General features: G+C 36.4%; 12 protein-coding genes, 2 rRNA genes and 1 pseudogene. 9 read left to right on the top strand and 6 right to left on the bottom strand.

The features are described 5' to 3' along the window. Position 1: 1 nt before the first annotated feature. Positions 2-1,429: a F0F1 ATP synthase subunit beta gene (gene atpD / locus OM966_RS05020; protein ID WP_264329381.1), complete on the bottom strand. Its 1,428-nt coding sequence runs from the start codon at positions 1,427-1,429 to the stop codon at positions 2-4. Positions 1,430-1,530: 101 nt separating this feature from the next. After that, positions 1,531-2,619, bottom strand: a complete 1,089-nt coding sequence (pstC, locus tag OM966_RS05015) for a phosphate ABC transporter permease subunit PstC (RefSeq protein WP_264329072.1) — start codon at positions 2,617-2,619, stop codon at positions 1,531-1,533. 107 nt (positions 2,620-2,726) lie between these two features. On the opposite strand from pstC, the gene rpmH reads away from it, so the two are divergent. The 3 genes and pseudogenes from rpmH (at position 2,727) to OM966_RS05000 (ending at position 3,518) form a co-directional block, all read left to right on the top strand. Next, positions 2,727-2,861 carry a 50S ribosomal protein L34 gene (gene rpmH, locus OM966_RS05010; RefSeq protein WP_006279898.1) on the top strand — a complete coding sequence of 45 codons (135 nt, stop codon included), beginning with the start codon at positions 2,727-2,729 and terminating at the stop codon, positions 2,859-2,861. A gap of 19 nt (positions 2,862-2,880) precedes the next feature. After that, positions 2,881-3,204, top strand: a pseudogene (gene rnpA / locus OM966_RS05005) (ribonuclease P protein component); the annotation flags it as partial. Positions 3,205-3,293: 89 nt separating this feature from the next. Next, on the top strand, positions 3,294-3,518 hold the full coding sequence (locus OM966_RS05000; RefSeq protein ID WP_264329071.1) for a hypothetical protein: 225 nt from the start codon (positions 3,294-3,296) through the stop codon (positions 3,516-3,518). 16 nt (positions 3,519-3,534) lie between these two features. Here OM966_RS05000 and rrf read toward each other — a convergent pair. After that, positions 3,535-3,641: ribosomal RNA gene (rrf, locus tag OM966_RS04995) — 5S ribosomal RNA — on the bottom strand. Positions 3,642-3,707: 66 nt separating this feature from the next. Then, positions 3,708-6,472, bottom strand: a 23S ribosomal RNA gene (locus OM966_RS04990). A 335-nt stretch (positions 6,473-6,807) separates the two neighbouring features. Here OM966_RS04990 and OM966_RS04985 point away from each other — a divergent pair. Then, positions 6,808-7,884 carry a methyltransferase domain-containing protein gene (locus tag OM966_RS04985; protein ID WP_264329070.1) on the top strand — a complete coding sequence of 359 codons (1,077 nt, stop codon included), beginning with the start codon at positions 6,808-6,810 and terminating at the stop codon, positions 7,882-7,884. A 58-nt stretch (positions 7,885-7,942) separates the two neighbouring features. Further along, positions 7,943-9,727, top strand: a complete 1,785-nt coding sequence (locus OM966_RS04980; RefSeq protein WP_264329069.1) for a ribonucleoside-diphosphate reductase subunit alpha — start codon at positions 7,943-7,945, stop codon at positions 9,725-9,727. A 913-nt stretch (positions 9,728-10,640) separates the two neighbouring features. Here OM966_RS04980 and OM966_RS04975 read toward each other — a convergent pair. Further along, a complete protein-coding gene (locus OM966_RS04975) occupies positions 10,641-13,400 on the bottom strand; it encodes a PD-(D/E)XK nuclease family protein (protein ID WP_264329380.1) in 2,760 nt (919 codons plus the stop codon). Positions 13,401-13,507: 107 nt separating this feature from the next. Here OM966_RS04975 and OM966_RS04970 point away from each other — a divergent pair, with 107 nt between their 5' ends. The 4 genes from OM966_RS04970 to OM966_RS04955 all read left to right on the top strand — a co-directional run bounded on the left by OM966_RS04970 (position 13,508) and on the right by OM966_RS04955 (position 21,034). Beyond that, positions 13,508-16,540, top strand: coding sequence for a phosphoribosylformylglycinamidine synthase subunit PurL (locus tag OM966_RS04970; RefSeq protein ID WP_264329068.1), 3,033 nt, complete (start codon positions 13,508-13,510; stop codon positions 16,538-16,540). Positions 16,541-16,746: 206 nt separating this feature from the next. Then, a complete protein-coding gene (locus OM966_RS04965) occupies positions 16,747-17,259 on the top strand; it encodes a hypothetical protein (RefSeq protein ID WP_264329067.1) in 513 nt (170 codons plus the stop codon). A 307-nt stretch (positions 17,260-17,566) separates the two neighbouring features. Then, positions 17,567-20,371 (top strand): excinuclease ABC subunit UvrA, encoded by a 2,805-nt coding sequence (gene uvrA, locus OM966_RS04960; RefSeq protein ID WP_264329066.1) that lies wholly within the window; start codon positions 17,567-17,569, stop codon positions 20,369-20,371. 54 nt (positions 20,372-20,425) lie between these two features. Further along, positions 20,426-21,034, top strand: a complete 609-nt coding sequence (locus OM966_RS04955) for a hypothetical protein (RefSeq protein WP_264329065.1) — start codon at positions 20,426-20,428, stop codon at positions 21,032-21,034. On the opposite strand, the gene OM966_RS04950 is transcribed toward OM966_RS04955, so the two are convergent. Beyond that, entirely contained in the window at positions 21,018-22,364 is a 1,347-nt protein-coding gene (locus OM966_RS04950) for an IS110 family RNA-guided transposase (protein WP_264329064.1), read from the bottom strand. The genes OM966_RS04955 and OM966_RS04950 overlap by 17 nt on opposite strands. Positions 22,365-22,448 lie beyond the last annotated feature (84 nt).

Below are 22,448 nucleotides of genomic sequence, written 5' to 3'. Positions count from 1 at the left end.
TTTATTTAGCTTTAGCTTGTATTAATTCAGCCTTTTTTATTGCTTCATCTATATTCCCCACCATATAAAAAGCAGCCTCTGGTAAGTGATCATATTTACCTTCAACAATCTCTTTAAAACTGGAAACAGTATCAAAAAGTGAAACAAATTTACCAGGCATACCAGTAAATATTTCTGCAACGTGAAAAGGTTGAGAAAGAAATTTCTGAATCTTACGAGCCCTATCAACAATAATTTTATCTTCATCAGATAGCTCATCCATACCAAGTATTGCGATAATATCTTGCAGTGATTTATAAGTTTGCAATATACGTTTCACCTCAGAAGCTACCTTATAATGTTCTTCACCAATGATTTCAGCAGATAAAGACTGAGAAGTTGAATCAAGTGGATCAACAGCAGGGTATATTCCCATTTCAGCTATTTGCCTTGACAACACTGTGGTGGCATCAAGATGAGAGAATGTAGTTGCTGGGGCTGGATCAGTTAAATCGTCCGCTGGAACATATATAGCTTGCACAGAAGTAATAGAGCCAGAAGTTGTTGAAGCTATTCTTTCTTGCATTGCACCCATATCAGTTGCAAGGGTTGGCTGATAACCAACAGCTGACGGTATTCTTCCAAGTAAAGCAGAAATTTCAGAACCAGCTTGTGTAAAACGGAAGATATTATCCACAAAAAATAGAACATCTTGGTTTTCACGGTCACGAAAATACTCTGCCATAGTAAGTGCTGTTAAAGCAACTCTAGCCCTTGCTCCAGGAGGCTCATTCATCTGACCATAAACCAAAACAGCTTGAGATTTTTCATGCTCATTTATATTTATTACATTTGAAGTGATCATCTCGTGATAAAGATCGTTACCTTCACGCGTTCTCTCCCCTACCCCGGCAAACACAGAAAATCCTTTATGAGCTTTTGCTATATTATTAATTAATTCCATTATCAGGACTGTTTTACCAACACCGGCTCCACCAAATAAGCCAATTTTTCCTCCTTTAAGATAAGGTGCAAGAAGATCTATAACTTTTATTCCCGTAACTAAAACTTCTTCCTGTATTCTCTGTTCAGTAAAACTTGGAGGTGCTCTATGTATAGGTTCTAAATCATACTTTCCTTTCAGCGGACCACACTCATCTATAAGCTCTCCCACAACATTAAAAATCCTTCCTAAAGTTGAACGCCCAACCGGAACTGATATTGGTGCGCCTGTATCAACAAATTCATCCCCCCTTGACATGCCATCTGTGCTATCCATAGCAATACAACGAACTATATTGTCACCTATATGCTGCGAAACTTCTAAAACCAGCTCCTTATCCTTATATTTTAGTTTGCTTTTTAAAGCATTAAATATTTTAGGCAATTCACCTTCAAATTTTATATCAACAACTGCTTGAGTTACCTTAATCGCTCTACCTATATTCATCTCTTTATTTTTATCACCCAACACTATAATTCCATAAAAGAACTTCTAAAGAAAATAAATCTTATATTAGTAATAGAAATTTTGCAACATTAAAACGCTTACTAGTTACGCTTCATTACAAACAATGCAAATGCATTTAATAGCCAAGTAATAATAAACAATACTAAACTAAGCGCATAAGCAGCAAGAGTTTGTACACTATTGAAATCCTGATCTCCGGTAAGTAATGTAGCGATCTGCACGGTAATGGTAGTAACTGAATTAAGAGGGTTAAAAGTCAAATTTGCGTTGATTCCCACAGCCATTAGCACAATCATTGTTTCACCTATCACTCTTGAAATTGACAATAAAATTGCACTTAAAATTGTAGGCATTGCATAAGGTATTGTTATATGCCATATAGTTTCCGCTGGAGTTGCGCCAAGTGCCATGAAGCCATAACGCAAGCTTTTTGGAACAGATCTTATGGCATCTTCGAGTAAAGAAATAATAAAAGGAAGAATCATTATCCCAATCGATAAACCGGCAACTAAGGCATTTTCTGAGTGTATACTTAAACCAAAAAAATTTGCTACCTGCTTTATAAAGAAAGACAAGAACACAACCGCAAAATATCCATATACAACCGTAGGAATAGCAGATAAAACTTGCAAAGTTGTATTAACAATATAACGCACTTTCTCACTCGCATATTCACTAATATATATTGCAGAAAATAAACCAAGCGGAACGACAACTAACATTGCTATAATAGTTATAAGTAATGTACCTACTAAAAGCGGCGCTATACCAAAACATCCTATCTTTTCTACATTGACAGTGACTACATTGTGGCCCCATTTCAAGCAAAACAAGAATTCTGAAATAGCTACTTTATTAAAAAAATTAATGGATTGAATAAAAATAGATAGCATTATAAATAAAGTGATAAAAAATGATATGGCCAAAGCCACAAATAACGAAAGTTTTATTATCTTATTTCTTTTATTTTTAAAGATAAAAGCAAGCATGAAAAAAAGTAACGCTATAGAAATAAAAGTTACAAAACAATTATTATAGAGTACTAACAACCAAGTTAGCATCCACACACAACTAAGATATAGATAAGATTTAACCTTATTTACTTCTTGAAACCTACTAAAACAAAATAAAAGGATTAGTAGGACAGGTATGACTATCACCGAATTCATTTTCCCATGCATCAAATTTTATTCTATGAAAATGTCATACAAGTTCACCATCATTTGACAATAAAGTAAAACAATTTAAAATAAATAATTATATTAATATAAAAACAATGAAGAGAACATTTCAACCAAAAAATTTGATAAGAAAGCGCAGACATGGATTTCGTTCACGTATGGCAACAAGAGCTGGAAGAAAAATCCTTAATAGGCGCCGTTCATTAGGGTGTAACAAATTATGCGCATAGTAAGTATAAAAAAAAAGATTTTTCCTTTGCTTTCAAAAATAAGTTAGCACTCAGCAATCTTTTTTATCGTGGGCTTTATATATCACTGTACGCTATAAAAGAAAGAGAACCTGAAAAGTACACTCATACTATTAGAGTAGGTCTGGCTATCAGTAAAAAAGCCGGAAAAGCAGCAAAAAGAAATAAAATAAAAAGGCAATTACGAATGCTTGCTAAAATTAGCATTTTAAATATAAGCAATATAGGGCACTACTACATAATACTAACTCATAGAAACATTATGCAAGCAAATTATAAAAACTTACAAAAAGATCTAACTATTTGCTTAAAAAAGATAAAATAAAAAAAATCTCAATTAAGGTATTTACAACTATATTTTTTATGATAACATAAGTAAAATTTTTAAAATAAATTAACGGGTGTGGGTGTTTAATGGTAGAGAGTAGAAAAGAACAAGATAAAAATCTCAATATAAATACAAATAATATTAAAGAAGATTTTTATGAATATAAAGAATCTAGTTATCGTACACAATGGGAATTAGCATTTGAGCAAAGTCAATACTTAGAGCAGAATAAGAATAAGCCTAGACCACAATTATTAGATTTGAATATAGAAGCGACTTCTCGTAATAAAAGAATTATTAAAAGGCGATAAAAAGAAATTTTTATAAACTTGGCAGCGACCTACTCTCCCTTTTCAAGTACCATCAGCGCTAAAAAGTTTCACTTCCGAGTTCGAGATGAGATCGAGTGGTTCATTTTTGCTATAGCCACCAAGTCAATAAAAATTTCTAACTTAACAATTTAAACTTAATATTTAACACTGCATACACACATCTAGAAAGCAAATAAATCAATCAGGCTATTAGTACTAGTTAGCTTCACATGTTACCATGCTTCCACACCTAGCCTATCAACGTGGTAGTCTTCCACGGCCTTAATTGGGAAATCTTTTTGAAGAGGGTTTCTTGCTTATATGCTTTCAGCAATTATCCCATCTATACATAGCCACCCAGCGATGCTATTGGCATAACAGCTGGTACACCAGAAGTATATCCATCTCGGTCCTCTCGTACTAGAGTCAGACCTTCTCAAATTTCCTTCACCCACGGCAGATAGAAACCGAACTGTCTCACGACGTTCTAAACCCAACTCACGTATCACTTTAATCGGCGAACAGCCGAACCCTTGGGACCTTCTTCAGCCCCAGGATGTGATGAGTCGACATCGAGGTGCCAAACGGTGTCGTCGCTATGAACGCTCGAACACCATCAGCCTGTTATCCCCGGCGTACCTTTTATCCGTTGAGCGATGACCCTTCCATACAGAATCACCGGATCACTATGACCGACTTTCGTCTCTGCTTGGCTTGTCAGCCTCGCAGTCAGGCAAGCTTATGCCATTATACTATCAAGCTGATTTCCGACCAGCTCTAGCTTACCTTCGCACGCCTCCGTTACTTTTTAGGAGGCGACCGCCCCAGTCAAACTACCCACCATACAATGTCCTAGTTCCAGATAATGAAACATAGTTAGATATCAAAAATGTAAAGGGTGGTATCTCAAGGTTGACTCCATTATAGCTAGCGCCATAACTTCAAAGTCTCCCACCTATCCTGCACATCACACTTTTAATAGCAATGTAAAGCTATAGTAAAGGTGCACGGGGTCTCTTCGTCTAACCGCGGGTACCCCGCATCTGCACGGGGAATTCAATTTCGCTGAAGTGATGTTGGAGACAGTGGAGAAATCGTTACGCCATTCGTGCGGGTCGGAACTTACCCGACAAGGAATTTCGCTACCTTAGGACCGTCAGTGTTACGGCCGCCGTTTACTGGGGCTTCAATTTAGAGCTTGCACCCCTCCTATTAACCTTCCAGCACCGGGCAGGCGTCAGACCCTATACTTCCACTTACGTGTTTGCAGAGTCCTGTGTTTTTAGTAAACAGTCGCTACTCCCTATTTTGTGCCACCTACTTATAGTTGCCTAAAAGCAGGTTACCTTTCTTCCGAAGTTACAGGTATAATTTGCCGAGTTCCTTCAACATCATTCTTTCAACACCTTAGTATACTCTACTCATCCACCAGTGTCGGTTTGCGGTACGGCCTCATAAATATAAGTGCTATTTCCTGGAGCTTCTTTTAAGCATAGATCAATCCAATAAGATCTATACAAATACGAAACCCGTCACACTTAAGAGGTTTAGGAATATTAACCTAATTGCCATCGACTACTCCTTTACGGACTCGCCTTAGGAACCGACTAACCCTACGCAGATTAACTTAACGTAGGAACCCTTAGATTTTCGGTGAGAGTGTTTTTCACACCCTTTTACGCTACTTATGTCAGCATTCTCACTTCCGATATCTCCAGCAGTTTTCACAAACCACCTTCACAGACTTACGGAACGCTCCGCTACCGCACCTATTGATCGAAATCAATAAGCACTCACATCTTCGGTATACAGCTTTAGCCCCGGTACATTTTCGGCGCAGAAAAACTTATTTAGACAAGTGAGCTGTTACGCTTTCTTTAAAGGATGGCTGCTTCCAAGCCAACCTCCTAGCTGTAATGGTTTTTCTACTTCCTTCCCCACTTAGCTGTAATTTTGGGACCTTAGATAGTGATCTGGGTTGTTTCCCTTTCCACCACGGACTTAGCACCCGTAGTGTGCCTGCTGTATAATTAATTGTTGGTATTCGGAGTTTAGTTAGATTTGGTAAGACGGTGAATCCCCCTAGTCTATCCAGTGCTCTACCCCCAACAACATACATACAACGCTCTACCTAAATAGATTTCGCGGAGAACCAGCTATTTCCAAGTTTGATTGGCCTTTCACCCCTAATCACAACTCGTCCAATAATGTTGCAACATTAACTGGTTCGATCCTCCAGTGTGTTTTACCACACCTTCAATCTGGTCATGACTAGATCACTTGGTTTCGGGTCTAATCCATAAAACTAAAACGCCCTATTCAGACTTGCTTTCGCTACGCCTACACCTAACGGCTTAAGCTTGCTTCATAGATTAACTCGCTGACCCATTATGCAAAAGGTACGCTGTCACTCTAAATATCAATAAATTGATATAGAGCTCCAACTGTTGTAAGCACTTGATTTCAGATTCTATTTCACTCCCCTCCCGGGGTTCTTTTCACCTTTCCCTCACGGTACTTATCCACTATCGGTCGTTAAGGAGTATTTAGGCTTGGAGGATGGTCCCCCCATATTCAAACAGGATTTCACGTGCCCCGCTCTACTCAAGGATTTAAAAACTTTCTACTTATACAGGACTATCACCTTCTATGGTTACTATTTCCAGAGTATTCTAATTCTTATTCTTAAATCACTAGCCTTTTCCGCTTTCGCTCGTCACTACTAACAGAATCTCGGTTGATTTCTTTTCCTTTGGCTACTTAGATATTTCAGTTCACCAAGTTTGCCTTACATACTTAGTACGTAATAACTAGCTAAGCTAGTTGGGTTTCCCCATTCGGAAATCTGCGGATCAAAATTTGTTGACAATTCCCCACAGCTTATCGCAGCCTGCCACGTCCTTCATCGCCTCTTAACGCCAAGGCATCCATCAAGTGCTCTTAATAATTTATTTATCTGACTATATGCAGAATATGCAGAGTTAAATATTATTAAAATTGAATTGAGATTAAATTAATCTCTACCATAAAACTTGTCAAACATCTAAAAACTAAATTAATCTTTTATATATTATAACCTAATAAATAATATGTCAATGCCTTTTTGCACAAAACATTTACTTATATTATCAACAACAATATACTAGCAATCCTAAACAGTACAATCTGAGAAATATGCGGTAAACTTATATATACAGTAAAAATTAATAAAAAAGATATTTTGTAAGATAAAATGTGTTAAAATCAATTGCCTAAAAATGATAATGAATATTCGGAGTATTTCTCATGTATGAAAAGTAATCTCTCTTTTATAAAAAACGTTGCTTTAAATTGTATGTCTAAGCTCATTGGTGTATTAAATATTAAGAAAGTAAAACACTTCATTGTGAATAAATATAATACTCTTCATAAAGAAATGACAGTGCTTCTTAAAAAATCTAAGAACCTTTTAAATACCAACATTGAAATCGGTTTATATCACTTTTATAAAGGTAGCATATCAGATGCAAAGTTACGATTTTGGTTAATTAGCATATTTTACCCCCATTTACCCATAGTCTGGTATAACATCGGAAGGTGTCATTTTGCAGTAGGGAATACTAATAAAGCTTATAATTATTTAACACAGACACTAAAATTAGATAGTGATCACGAGGAGGCATCTTACTATATAAAAAAAATGACAAACTCAGCGCCTATTACAGAATTGCCAAAAAACCTCATAAGACAATATTTTGATTACACAGGTGAATATTTTGTTGAGCATTGGTTGATTGCTAAACAGTATAGAGGGCATGAACTTGTACACATGATAATTACAAAAATCTTCAACAACTCCACTTCTGAGCTCAATATACTTGACCTTGGTTGTGGGACTGGAATATGTGGTCATTTCTTGAAAATAAATAGTACTGGAAGCCACATAACAGGAATTGACATTTCAAGTAGAATGCTAAATATCGCAAGAGGATGCTTTATAAAAGGTAAGCCTGTTTACAATGAATTAATACATATGGAAATGAAAGAGTTTCTTAAACAAAAGAAAAACCAGCAGTATGATGTAATTATCTTTGCTGAAGTGCTACATTATCTACATGACTTTCAAGAAGAATTGGAATTAGCAAAAAGATCTACGAGCAAAAAAGGGGTTATTATATGTTTAATAAGAAGAAAGGAAGGTGAAGGTATTGACTTTGTAAACAAAGGAGACTATTTTCGTCACTCAGAAAGTTATGTTCAACATGTTGCAAAAAAAATAAATATGCAGATAAGTTATATGAGTTACTGTAAAATATATGGCAGTCAGGTTGACGGTATCTTGTTTGCATTACAGCATCAACAAGAAAATCCGAAAAACCTAACTTAAAAATCGCTCAAAGTGGCTTTTAAGTATCTATATATAATAAAAGAATAAAAGGAATTTTATGAATAACATTACTATTAATTACGCAAAGGATAGCAAATTAACCGATTTTGGAAAAGCAGTTCTATCAGACAGGTATTTAATAGAAAATGAAAGTTACCAAGACCTCTTTGCACGTATTGCTAATTACTATTCTGATAACAAAGAACATGCGCAGCGTCTTTATGACTACATGAGCAACTTGTGGTTCATGCCTTCAACACCAATACTCAGCAATGGTGGCACCAAGAGAGGGTTGCCTATCTCTTGCTTTCTTAATGAAACCGAAGACAGCTTGCAGGGAATAGTTGACTTATGGAATGAAAATGTTTGGCTTGCTGCACGTGGAGGAGGCATAGGTAGTTATTGGGGAAATTTACGTTCAATTGGTGAAAGTGTAAAAGGTAGTGGTAAAACATCAGGAATTGTACCATTTATTGTGGTGCAAAATGCTCTAACGCTCGCAATTAGTCAGGGATCCTTAAGGCGAGGAAGTTCAGCAGTCTATCTTCCTGTATCTCATCCGGAGATAGAAGAGTTTCTGGATTTGCGCAAGCCAACAGGCGGTGACCCAAATCGCAAAGCGTTAAATATACATCATGCTGTAATAGTAACAGATAAATTTATGCAGGCTGTTGAGAATGATCAAGAATGGAATTTAATAAGCCCTCACAACAATAAGGTTATTTCAACTGTAAAAGCGCGGGATATATGGATCAAAATATTAACAGCAAGAGTTGAAACTGGAGAACCTTACATTATTTTCCTTGATGCAACAAATAACAATAAGCCAGAATCTTACAAAAAGCTCAACTTAGACATCAAGATGTCAAATCTATGCAGTGAAATAACTTTAACTACAGGTTATGATCACCTGAATAAGTCACGCACTGCTGTGTGTTGTCTATCATCCGTAAACCTTGAGTACTACGAAGAATGGAAAGACAATAAACTCTTCATAGAAGATATAATGCGCTTTCTTGATAATGTATTGGAAGATTTCATAAATAAAGCACCGAATGAAATGCAGCGAGCAAAATATTCTGCAGCCAGAGAACGCAGTATTGGTTTTGGTGTGATGGGTTTTCATTCATTTTTACAAAGCAAAATGGTTCCTTTTGAATCAGTAATAGCACAACAATGGAATAAAAAAATATTTAAGTATTTACGTGAGCAAGCAGATATAGTTTCTAAAAAATTGGCAGAAGAAAAGGGGGCATGTCTTGATGCCAAAGAAATCGATCTAATGGAAAGGTTTACACACAAGCTCGCTATTGCTCCAACTGCCTCAATCTCCATTATTGCAGGCAATACCTCTCCTGGAATAGAGCCATATGCAGCAAACGTATTCATACAAAAGACACTGACAGGCTCATTTGTAGTGCGAAATAAATTCTTGCAAAAACTATTAGCAGAAAAAAATCAAGACAATGATAAAATATGGTCTTCAATTTCGACAAGCGAGGGTTCCGTTCAGCATTTAGATTTTCTTAGTGAGCATGAAAAACTGACATTTAAAACAGCGTACGAGCTTGATCAAAGATGGATTATAGAACATGCAAGTGATAGAACTCCGTATGTTTGTCAGTCTCAATCAGTCAATCTGTTCTTGCCTGCCAACATACACAAACGTTACTTGCATAAAATACACATGCTTGCCTGGAAAAAAGGATTGAAGAGCTTATATTACTGCAGATCACAATCAATGCAGAGAGCTGACAAGGTTTCGCATGACATATTCAAAAAAAGTGAAATATTGCAACACAAAACAGATATTGACTACGATGAATGTTTGTCATGCCAATAGTGACCTTATTCAAAAAAAGTAGAGAGAAAGTTAAGCAAATGGGTAAGGAAATATAATAGACTTCTTGCATAACCATATAACGAACTTTTCTTGGGAATAGAAACGAAAAAACTTCCTTGACAAACTCCGCCAGCCCCCTTATTATGATAGTGAGGGTATTTTTGACTCAAAACTTGTTTTTGATCTGCGCAGGTCCAATGACAAAATTCAGTAAAAAACTTAGGGTATTTTTTGGCGGATTACATAAAATTATAGCGGCTGCATGTCTTTTAAATTTTTTCTACATTCAGCCAAATCGCGCTTAAACTAAGCGTCAGCACATTATTACAGCGCCAATTTAAAGTATTAGAGGGTCAAAACTCGCACCACGGGATTTCTTTGCCTTTTTTTTATTTGGTAAATTTCTTAATGTTTGTAGCTAAAGCAATTTAAGAGACCGAAAATGGTTTCATTCCAGCGCGTGACGCTGGAATCTAGTCTTTATTATGCAGCCACTTATTTAAAGTTAAGTTTTCTGGATCCAAGTAGTCTGGGCACTGGGATGATAGGAGAAGGTACTATCCTGACAATCGTCATCCCGCTACGTGTTAGCGGGATCTAGAGATACCACGGCGGTATGACGTAGGGGTTGCCGAGAACTTGTCATTCCAGTCTGGAATCCAGTTTTCCATATAATCTCATCAAAAACGTTGTGTTTTAACAACCACTTTCTATGCTAGTTTGCTTGCTTACAAGCAAACTTTTCTGGATCCCAGTGTCTGGGCACTGGGATGACACCGTCACAAAGGAACCAGTGTCAGCTACTCGGATGACACCGTCTTGGATGGAAAGGCTGGATTCCAGACTGGAATGACATCATAGTGGCACTGCCGTCATAAAGGAAAACCAGTGTCAGCTACTTGGATGACACCATTTACAACCACTCCCCTACCCTTTCTAGCTGTTTATAGCTGTTAAATCTCAGGAATTTATCAAAATATGGAGAGGCAATAAAAGGTGTGGAATTACTTAAATAATTAGATAAAAAACCAGGCAGATCATTTTTTAATTCTTGCATTTTGTATCTATAATTTTGTATAGAAATAACTTTTATTTTATCATAATCAAGTTTCCAATAAGCAAGTTCTGAGACTTCTCTTCTTGTTATATGTTCTACCGCTAAGGCTTGTAAAATTAATTGCGGAAAAAACCCCGACATTACTTCTTCGTTGGAAGGTGGTGAACCAAGTTTATAATCTATAATTGCTACTTGCCCACTTGGTAGATACTCAACTCTATCACATCTTGCTGTCAGTGAAATTGCTTTTGTCATGCAAGTAGCTGACACTGGAATCCAGTTTTCATTATACGGTTGTTTGGTTGCAATTGAGTTTTCTGGATCCAAGTAGTCAAGCACTGGGATGACACCCTTCTTCTTAGTGGAAGTCGTACAGCATCCGCGCAGTTGTGTGTCACGCGCTGGAATATGAAATATCGGACAGGAAAAGCTCTTTTCCAACTCAACATAATTGCTTCGAGTTTCATCAAATTCGACAAAAGATTGAATTATCCTTTGCAGTCTTACCCACCACATATTTGAAAAATTAAACTGATTAGTCGAGAATGCTTTTCGTGCAATGCTCATTGGCGACTTTTTGTTGCGTAAATATCTTGCAAGAATGTTGTGCACCATAGTGCCAAATTCCAATATCGATGGCTTAAAATTCAAGTCTCTTAATTGTTTAAGGCCCAGTATATATTCAACGTAAAATGAATAAGGATTACGAATTAGCTTTTCTATTGCACTGCAAGACATCACCTGCATTTTTTCTTTTCTAACTTCGGTTTGAGGTTTTGGCATAGGCTGAGTACATGGAACAGTACATTCAGGCGTATTTAATATCCTCAGCCAATCGCGATACGGCTGTTTCCCCTCCTTGAGCAGAATTTCCAAACGCTGCAATAGAATTGGTTTTCTATTGCTTAGCGATCTTGTAATATAAACCTTACTTGTACAAAACAAATTGTGTAAAGTATAAAAAAAATACCCCTGCTCTTCTTGCGCAGAAGGAAGGTTAAATTTTTCTCTCGTAAGTGCATTCAAAAGCGGACTTTGAAAGCTTGGCGCTTCATTAAATCCAGCGAGTATTACAACTTTGTTGTGATATAAGCTGAATTTATTCAAGTCATTTGCTACAGAGAAAAACTCTTTCTCTAAAAATAAGGTCAGAATTTGGCTATATAACTCTAAGGAGTACTTAATTTCTATACCCTCACATGCATTCAAGAAATTACAGGTGAAATTACCTATTTCACTATTTAGCTCTGAAAAATTTATACCAGATAGCATATTAATACACTGCAAATGAGTTGCCACCACATCAGAAATAGGGCAATTTATAGAGTTAAGTAAAAGATTAAGTATAGCCTCTAACCTATTGATAATAAGTAATATATCCTCTTTATGTTTTAGCTTTTTATAGGTATTAATAGCATCTATAATATCTTTAAGGCCATTTGTACTAAAGTTGCGTAATATCTCTATTTCAAATTCAGATAAAATCTGAGAGTACTCTTCTTGAGTGTAATCAAAAGTCACTAGCCTATGTTTAAGGAGCGAAAGTAATGACACACTGCTCCAATTTGAGGTCAAAACTTCGATACTATAAAGTAGGAGTGTTATATAAGGATAATTTTCCGGTATGGCACTGTGTTGCCTTGATAAACATGCTATACGAGCTGCAAGTAATTTATCAAAGACAACCAAAGAAACGTTTTCATAACCTTCATTCTCTATAATTAATGATGTCACTTGTGCTTCTTCCTCTCTGGAATCACAAGTGATGACTTCAATATTGCCAATATGTCCATTACTAACTTTGCTTAGATCGGCAGTTGTATCAAAAACATAGTCAGTTATTTCATTCTCTATAGTGTTCAAGCAGCTAACATCCCTTCTATCCACTTTTAAATAATCGAGCAGATCTTTCAGGCAATATTGATAATGTTTTTTATCAAGTGATTGCCAATCTTTCTCTTTAATTTTCAAATTCAGATTAGGCAAAATTATTTTTCCAAACGGCAGGTCATATATAGCCTTAATTAACGACTTATCCTTTCCAATTCCAACAAAGATTATATGTTGGTCTTTTTGTAAAGAGATTATCATATTGTTTATGTAATCACTCTTATGTTCTAATATATCTACTACTCCTAAATCTTTTAAAATTTTATTCCAACTCTCAATGAGTAAGCTTATGAAATTCTCTATTTTTTTTGAATGTTCATCGAATTGATAACAATCCGTTGTTTGGGTAGATTGAATTTTATCAAGCAATGATGGCAGGCTATAGGCTAAATCAATAGGGAAATTATCATTATTTTTTCTATTCCACTCCAATATGAATTGAATGAGTAGCAGCGTCCTCTTTGTTGGATTGATAACTTTAACTCTATCAAGATTTAATATTAAATCCTCCTCATCAATGTTCTCTAGCGAAACTATCTCTGGCAAAATTATGCATTTTTTAGCGTTATAATTCTTGAACGCACTCAGCAGCGCTATTACATCCCTTTTGCAGGGAAGTATGATCTTTATCTCGGGAATTTTTTCTCTTTCATATTCAGAAAATATGTGCTGAACCAATACATTGAAAAAGGACTCATCCACATTAACGGTAAAAACTCTTCCCACTAACAGTAACAATTAATACAATATTTTATTATATAGAAATCACTCAAAATATAAATGTGCTCGCAGTTTCTTATGCTATGATATATTAAAGTCTTTCACAATATTACATGGCAAACATCAGAATAGAAGTTTTAAATAAATGTGAACAAGTTGGCCGCAGAAGGGTAGTTAATGTTTACTTGATTTACATAAGCAAAGAATTACCATCAAAATTACATGAAGAAATTTGTGGGCTATTTTATAATAAAGTCATACAAGACTGCCGTTATTATTCCTACAATGAAAACCTTGAAGAAGTTCAATATAACTTCATAGAACCACAAGCAAAGTGGGGCTTGGAGATAAGCTTTTTACCTGGCATGACCGACAATGTAGGCAACACAGCAAAACAAATTATTACAGAATATTTAATAAGCAAAGGCTATATCGACCAGCCTGTCATCCCAGCCCTCCCTTCTGTCATCCAAGTAGCTGACACTGGGATCCAGAAAGAGAAAACGCAGATTCCAGCGTCACGCGCTGGAATGACACCAATTGAGATCAAAGCAAGAAGTTCAAAATTGATTCTAAGTCAAGGGAATTTGCCAACTGAAGATGATATAAAACAAGAATTCAACCCTATCACTGAATATTGCACACTTATCTGTAAGAAAAATAATAACTATAGCTGGAAATATTATGGTAAATATAAGAAGTTTACTCAGTATCAATCCGTGAAAAAGGACGCTAAGTCTGTTGACCTCAATGTGAGTGACCAAGAGCTTGAAAAAATCAGCAGAGATGGAATCGATGGTAATGGCACTTTAGGGCTCTCGCTGGCAGCAATGAAAGCTATAAAGGATTACTTTAAAAAACTCGGTAGAAATCCATATGATATTGAACTTGAGTCTCTGGCACAGACTTGGTCTGAACATTGTAAACACAATATTTTTTGCTCCCCTATTGATGAAATAAAAGACGGTCTATATGCTCATTATATAAAGCGTGCAACGCGTGAGATAAATTATGACATATGCGTGTCAGTTTTCTCCGACAACGCAGGAGGAATAATTTTTGATGACGATTACTTGATTGTAGATAAAGTTGAAACTCACAATAGCCCTTCAGCTCTTGATCCATTTGGTGGAGCAATGACCGGAGTGCTTGGAGTTAATCGTGATATAGTGGGTTTCGGGAAAGGTGCGGAGCCTATAATGAATACCTATTACTTTTGCTTTGCCAAAGAAGCAAAAGGCAAATTTTATAGGGACAAGGAGCATACTGATGAGATTTTACCGCCAAAATATATAATGAAAGAAGTGATTCATGGCGTTAATGTTGCTGGCAACTGCTGCGGTATTCCAACACAACTTGGATCAGTATATTTTGACGATAGATTTTGTGGAAAGCCATTAGTTTTTGTCGGAAGCGTTGGAATTATTCCACGCAATATAAATAATGCACCTTCACACATTAAAGGACCAAAAAATGGCGATAAAATCGTAATTATTGGTGGAAGAGTTGGAAGAGATGGAATTCACGGTGCAACGTTTTCTTCAGAGGCTTTGTCGGGAAACAGCCCTTCAACGATTGTGCAAATTGGCGACCCCATAACACAAAAAAAACTATCCAATGCCGTCATAAAAGCAAGAGAGCTTGGTCTTTATAATGCAATAACGGATAATGGAGCAGGCGGTCTATCATCGTCCATTGGTGAAATGGGAAAAGACGGATTTGAAGTTGATTTGAGCAAGGTTCTCCTTAAAAACGATGGTATGGCTCCGTGGGAAATATGGATATCAGAATCACAAGAGAGAATGACCTTAGCAGTGCCAGAAGAAAATCTTCCTATGTTTAAGCAAATCATGAAAAAACATGATGTGGAGGTTTGTGTGATTGGAGAGTTTAACGAAAGTGGTAAAGCTGTTGTTAAATGTCCTGAAGGGAAAGTAATAATGGACATCGAAACTGAATTTCTGCATGACGGTAATCCCAAAGTGCATTTACAGATAAAGCCATGGTCTAAAGCCCCCTCCCCTTTCATCCAAGTAGCTGACCAGCCAGCCTCACGCGCTGGAAATCCGTCTTTTTTAGAAGTCGAGCTAAAAGAAATGCTAAGCAGACCAAACATACGCAGCAAAGAGTTTATAGTGGTGCAATATGACCATGAGGTTCAAGGATCGTCAATACTGAAACCACTGCAAGGCAAGGGAAGAGTGTGCAGTGAAGCTGTTGTCTCGAGGCCAGTCCTTTCTTCAAACAAAGGTGTTGTAAAATCGCAGGGATTTGGCTCAAGTTATGGAGAAATTGACACTTATCACATGGCAGCATGTGCGATTGACACTGCAATACGCAACTACGTAGCTGCAGGAGGAAATATAAATCATCTAGCGTTGCTCGACAATTTTTGCTGGTGCGATGCTTATAATCCAGAAAGGCTATGGCAGCTAAAGAGAGCTGCAGAGGCTTGTTACGACTTTGCAACTGCATTTAAAACGCCATTCATATCCGGAAAAGACAGTATGTTCAATGACTTCAAGGGATATGACGAAAATGGCGAGAAAGTGATGATATCTGCACCACCTTCATTACTCATTTCAGCAATTGGAGTTATAGAAAATATTGAAAATGCGGTATCGCTTGATGTGAAAACGCCAGGGGACTTGATATATGTGCTTGGTACAACCCACGATGAGCTTGGCAGATCTGAATATCAGTTATATAGTGGAATAAATAATAACAACGTGCCAAAAGTTGATGCAAAGAGCGCTAGGAAGTTGTATGAGCGTTACAACCAGGCAATAAAAGATGGCATAATTGCCTCTGCAATTGCACCAAACTTGGGCGGATTAATTATTGCTCTGGCAAAATCGCTAATTGCAGGAGACCTTGGTGCTGAAATCGATCTTTCACTAGTACCAATAGGAAAAACACAAAATACAGACATAATAAACAAGATAATAATGTTTTCTGAATCGCAAAGTAGAATTTTGGTTACTATTGCACCACAAAATCAGCAGAGGTTTGAAGAATTGTTTAAAGGCGTAGTTTATTCATATATTGGTGAAGTAACAGAGAAAAAGGTGCTAAACATAAAGGATGTTTTAAAAGTAAATCTGAAAGATTTGGGAAATAGTTATTATATAGCTAAAGTAACTTAGGTTTACAGACGATTTGATAAACGACAAACTCGTCATCCCGCTGCTTGTTAGCGGCCGCGGCGGTATGACATAGGAAAACCTTTCTTGGGTAGCTATAGCATGTCAGTTTAAAATGTTTTTTGTTTTCCATTAGGTTAAATAACTCTTTCACTATGTGCAATATTTACTTAAAATAAATGTATGTCATTAAATTTGGGTAGGTAGTTATGTCTATTTTACCGACACTCTTATTTATCAGTCTTTCTTTACTCAACACTTCAAATAAATTGATGATATGTGCTGCTTTATTTATAGGAGCTGCTTTAGTTGTAAATTCAATGGTTGAATTTTATGGCAAAGAAAAAGCTACGTATAGCTTAATAGTGTGTACAGCACTATGCTGTATTTTAAAATGGCAAAGTTTTAGTTTGATGATATTGACTTCATATGCTGCAATTTTGGTATCTCTTCTCTCAAGCATAATTGTTTTTGAAAAATTGAAGTCCAAGTTGAATTTTCATATGGCAAATTTCATTACTTTAATTATGGCATCAGTAATTGATAGTGCCGTTGTATGTGTTGGATTACTATACAAATTTTCTGCAGGTAAATGCTTAGCAATATATATTAGAGATTTAATTTTTAAGTTTTCTTATGTGTCAGTATTAAGCATCTGCTTGTTTGTAGGAATGTATTTATTTTGCTTGGCGAACAAGAAGTATTTTAAGATTTCCACATAACCTGTTTTCTGATATAGCTAAACTGACTTTGGGTCCTGGGGATGTATTTGGTGGTCCTAATACGTAACAACAGTTTAGAATTTATAGGTAGTAGATTTGCCCTAAGACTCTAACATAAGTTGTACAGCCCTACTTCATACCGCCCGGTATCTCAGCATAGATTCCGCTAACAAGTAGCGGAATGACGATTTATCAAACGCTGCCTAATTTTCCGTAACAGTTGAAAAAATCAATAGAAAATCAACATATCACTGTAAATTCATGTATTTTAAGGCTATAATGGTTAAAATACGTTATATAGTATAATATGGACGATTTTATAAGAGTTAAGGGTGCAAGGGAACATAATCTGCAAGGTATAGATGTCAATATACCGAAAAATAAGTTAGTTGTTATAACTGGGCTAAGTGGTTCTGGTAAATCTAGTCTCGCATTTGATACGATTTATGCAGAAGGCCAACGCCGATACGTTGAAAGCCTATCAGCTTACGCGCGTCAATTTCTCAACATTCAGGATAAACCAGATGTTGAGTCGATTACAGGTCTTTCCCCTGCAATATCTATCAACCAGAAATCGATCTCAAAAAATCCAAGGTCAACAGTTGGAACTGTTACCGAAATTTACGATTACTTGCGCTTAGTATATGCACGAATAGGGGTTCCTTATTCACCTGCAACTGGATTACCGATAACAAAGCAAACTGTATCTCAAATTGTAGATACTATAATTGTGTTACCTTTAGAAACTAAAATATATATACTTGCCCCTGTTGTGCGTGGTAGAAAGGGAGAACATCTCAAAGAGATATTGGAAATTAAAAGACAAGGTTACGTAAGGTTCAAAATAGATGGTGAAGTGTACAATGTAGATGACTTGCCTAAACTCGATAAGAACAAGAAACACGACATTTTTGTGGTTGCAGATAGAATATCAATATTGGGCGATATAGGAAATCGACTGCCAAGTAGTATAGAATCAGCACTAAAACTTGGTAATGGTCTAATGTATGTAGAAGTAGTAACCCTACCTGACAACCATAATTCCGAGTATAAAAATGGTCAAATTCTGACTTTTTCAGAGAATTTTGCATGCCCCGAGTCTGGTTTCACTCTTGAGGAAATAGAACCAAGATTATTTTCTTTTAACAGCCCTTACGGTGCATGTGGTTCGTGTAATGGGCTTGGTAAAAAGCTGGCTGTTGATGTAAAGCTGATAGTGCCAGATGAAACTCTTTCAATATCTGAGGGTGCTTTAAAGCCAGTAGGACCAATGTTCCGTCAAGTGCACATAAGTTATGGATTTCTAAAAAGTGCAATTCTATCACTGGCTGAAAATTGTAAATTTAGCCTTGATGTTCCGTGGAAGAACATAGATCAAGAAGTAAAAGATATGATACTCTTTGGCTCTAATAAATTTCAAGGTTTGATCAGTATCTTGGAGAACCAGATGGATTATGATGAAACGCTTGTTGAGCGATACTGCTCTGTTATTCATTGTAAGGAATGTACTGGCTATAGATTGAGAAAAGAAGCACTCACAGTGAAAATTGATAGCAGACATATAGGTGAAATATCAGGGCTCAGCATCGATAAATCCCTTAAGTGGTTTGAAAATTTGCCAGACAAGCTCACAGAACAACAGAAGCAAATCTCAAGTAAAATATTAAATGAAATAATCAAGAGGCTAGCATTTCTAAAGAGTGTAGGGTTGAATTACCTAACGCTCGATCGAGAATCTAGCACTCTCTCTGGCGGTGAGAGTCAGAGGATCAGACTTGCTTCGCAAATTGGCTCTGGTTTAACAGGAGTGCTGTATGTGCTTGATGAACCCTCGATAGGCCTTCATCAATGCGATAATGACCGGTTAATTGCTACACTGAAAGACTTGAGAGACATGGGTAACACTGTAATCGTTGTTGAGCATGATGAAGATACAATAATGGCTGCTGATTATGCGATTGATATTGGTCCTGGAGCTGGCGTAAATGGTGGAAAAGTTATTGCAGAAGGAACACCAGACCAGGTGCAAAGAAATTCAGGGAGCATAATAGGGCAATATTTGAGTGGAGAGAAAAAAATTTTAATTCCAAGGAGAAGAAAGCAAACAACTCAGTTCATAAAAGTAATAAATGCATGTGAAAATAACTTAAAAAATGTGAACGTTAAATTTCCTATAGGGAATCTTATTTGTGTTACTGGAATATCAGGAGGGGGAAAATCAAGTTTAGTCATAGAAACGTTATATAAATATTCAGCACATAAGATATATCATTCGTCTGCACGGTATGGTCGGTGTGATAGAATAGAAGGCCTTGAATATATAGATAAAGTTATAGAAGTTGATCAGTCGCCAATTGGGAGAACTCCTGCTTCAAATCCAGCAACATATGTCGGTATGTTTACTCATATAAGAAATTGGTTTGCAGGTCTTTCGGAGTCAAAAGCAAGGGGATATAATATAGGCCGGTTTTCATTTAATATCAGAGGGGGAAGGTGTGAGGCTTGTAAAGGTGATGGGCACTTAAAGATAGAGATGCATTTTCTACCGGACGTTTATGTGAAGTGTGAGCAGTGTAAAGGGCGAAGGTATAATCGTGAAACATTGGAAGTTACTTATAAAGGAAAATCAATCTCTGATGTGCTTGATATGACGATAGATCAGGCTTATGATTTTTTTGAAAACCTTCCAATGGTAAAAGAAAAGTTGGTTTCTTTGCAGGAAGTGGGGCTTGGCTATATAAAACTCGGACAGTCGTCAACAACGTTGTCTGGGGGTGAAGCACAACGAATAAAGCTGTCCAAAGAGCTATCAAAACGATTTACCGGAAGAACATTGTATATTCTTGATGAGCCAACAACTGGATTACACTTTGAAGATATAAATAACTTACTAAAAATACTCTATAGATTAGTCGATCTGGGAAACACTGTTATAGTTATCGAGCACAATTTGCACGTTATAAAAACTGCAGATTATATAATAGACATCGGACCAGAGGGCGGAATAAAAGGCGGAGAAGTGATTGCTACAGGAACTCCAGAAGAAGTGGTAAAAATTCCAGAAAGTGTTACAGGCAGGTATCTTAAAACATATTTATTAAATCAAGCATAAACTATTTCTTAATTATATTAGGCTAGGTTGCATATTTATGATTTGGAGATAAGAATGTCAGTATATCGATACTTTAGAAGGTACGTTAAATATGGAGTTGTACCTGCTAAGAGAGCAGAAGATTGCACACTAGTTCCAGAAAATAGTTTCTATAAGTCTGTACATTATGTTGATAATATATTAGGACCTGTAAAAGATGTAATTTGTGGAGTTGAGAGTAAAGACGATTATAACAAGTATTATAAAAACAATGATAAATGTGAATACGTGGGCCACAGAGCAGAGGAAGTGTTTCCACTTTGTGAACGGGGTGCTTTTCTAGCAGCTAGCATAATATTGAAACCTTTATTTTTGATGGTGGCATATTCGTCATACTTTCCAGCCAAGTTATTGTCAAAAATAACAGGGGACTATTGTTTAAAAGCAAGTACAAAATCATTAGTTGATCATTCAAATGCATTTTTAAGTGCTGGGCAAGATTGTGCTAGTGCAGTAGCTGAAGTATTTAACAAGATTGTAAGTTATGCTTGCGCTGCTATCATTTGGGCTGCCGCGCCAATGATAACGCCACTTGTGTGGGCTTGCAACAAAGTGCAAAGTAAGTTAAGTGAAATACAGGAGCCAGAAAAACATCAGCTTTTATCTCCTAAGAAACTCCCTTAACTAGCTCTTCTTGTTGAACTAATATGTAGCCAAATTCCTGTGCTTTTTTGATTAAATTTTTTACAACTCTCTCTTTGTAACGTGTTTCGTAATAGCTCATTCCTTTTTCCACATACTCTTGTCCATATTTCAACATTTGGTAAAAGATGCATGCTAATTTTCTTGCTGTAGCAGTAATTGCTTTTATTGCTCCTAGCCGTTTTTTTAATCTCCTAAAATATGCACCCAATGCACTTTTACTATTTCCCACAGCATAAGCAGCCATTCGCAAGGCATTCGTAGCACGATTAATAACTTTACGAGTTTTTGTTCCAAATACTTTTTCTCCTGTAATCTTATTAGCAGGGCTAAGCCCTAACCATGAGGTACAATGCCTTTCTGATCGCCATTTATTATGATTAATGCCAACTTCCGCAATAATGGTTTGTACAGTTAATACATCAAATCCAGGAATTTTAGTGAAATCTATACCAGTTACCCGATACAATTCCTCACGCATGGTGAAATTTGGTCTGCCTCTTCTAGACTTATTTTTTTCCTTACCTAACTCTTTACTCTCATCGGACTTCGTCTCTAATGCTTTGTAATAGTTCTCTATACTTTTATCACATTCAATTATTTTTTCTTGAAAAAAATTATATGCTTCATATCCTTGCTTTAATACAAATAAATGTTCTTCTCTATAATCGCCTGTTAATGCTTTTGCTATAGTAGCCTTATCATTCTTCATATTCACACTTCTGAATTCAGCTAGTTTTTCAGGATTCCTTTCACCTTCTACTATTGCTTTAATAATTTGCATTCCTGTGGCGCCAGTAATATCGCTTATCACTTTATGTAAATGAATATTCATTTGTACTAACACCTTTTGCATGCGATTAATATGTTTAGCAGCGTTTTCAATTAAGTTTTTACGTTGCCGAACATAACCACGCAATACACACATTTGATCATCTGGCCTAAATGATCCTTGGATTAACCCATAACTATGTAGTTGTTGAAGCCATTGACAATCCTGAACATCTGACTTTCTTCCAGGTACATTTTTTACATGTCTTGCATTTGCAAGCTTTACTTCAAGTCCATATGATTCAAGTACTTGGAACAAAGGAATCCAGTATACTCCTGTTGACTCCATGGCTACTGTAGTAACTTTACATTTCTTCAGCCATTTTGCTATGTTATGGAGATCCTCTGTAAAGCAGCTAAATTTTTGTATACGCTGTTCATCACTTCCTTCTGGTACACATACATAATGTACAGCTGAACCAACATCTATTCCTGCTGCATCAGGATTCATGATCTCTAATTTACTTTTTGCTTTTTTCATAGTAACTCCCTTATTATAATTTGTAATAGGGAAACGCTTCAGCTTGGAACGGTTAGATAATACAATCTCCTAACCGAGGTAGCC

Source organism: Wolbachia endosymbiont (group A) of Andrena hattorfiana (assembly GCF_947179565.1).
Classification (GTDB): Bacteria; Pseudomonadota; Alphaproteobacteria; order Rickettsiales; family Anaplasmataceae; genus Wolbachia.
Note: the sequence above shows the minus strand (reverse complement) of the source record. Positions and strands in the feature narration are given on the sequence as shown.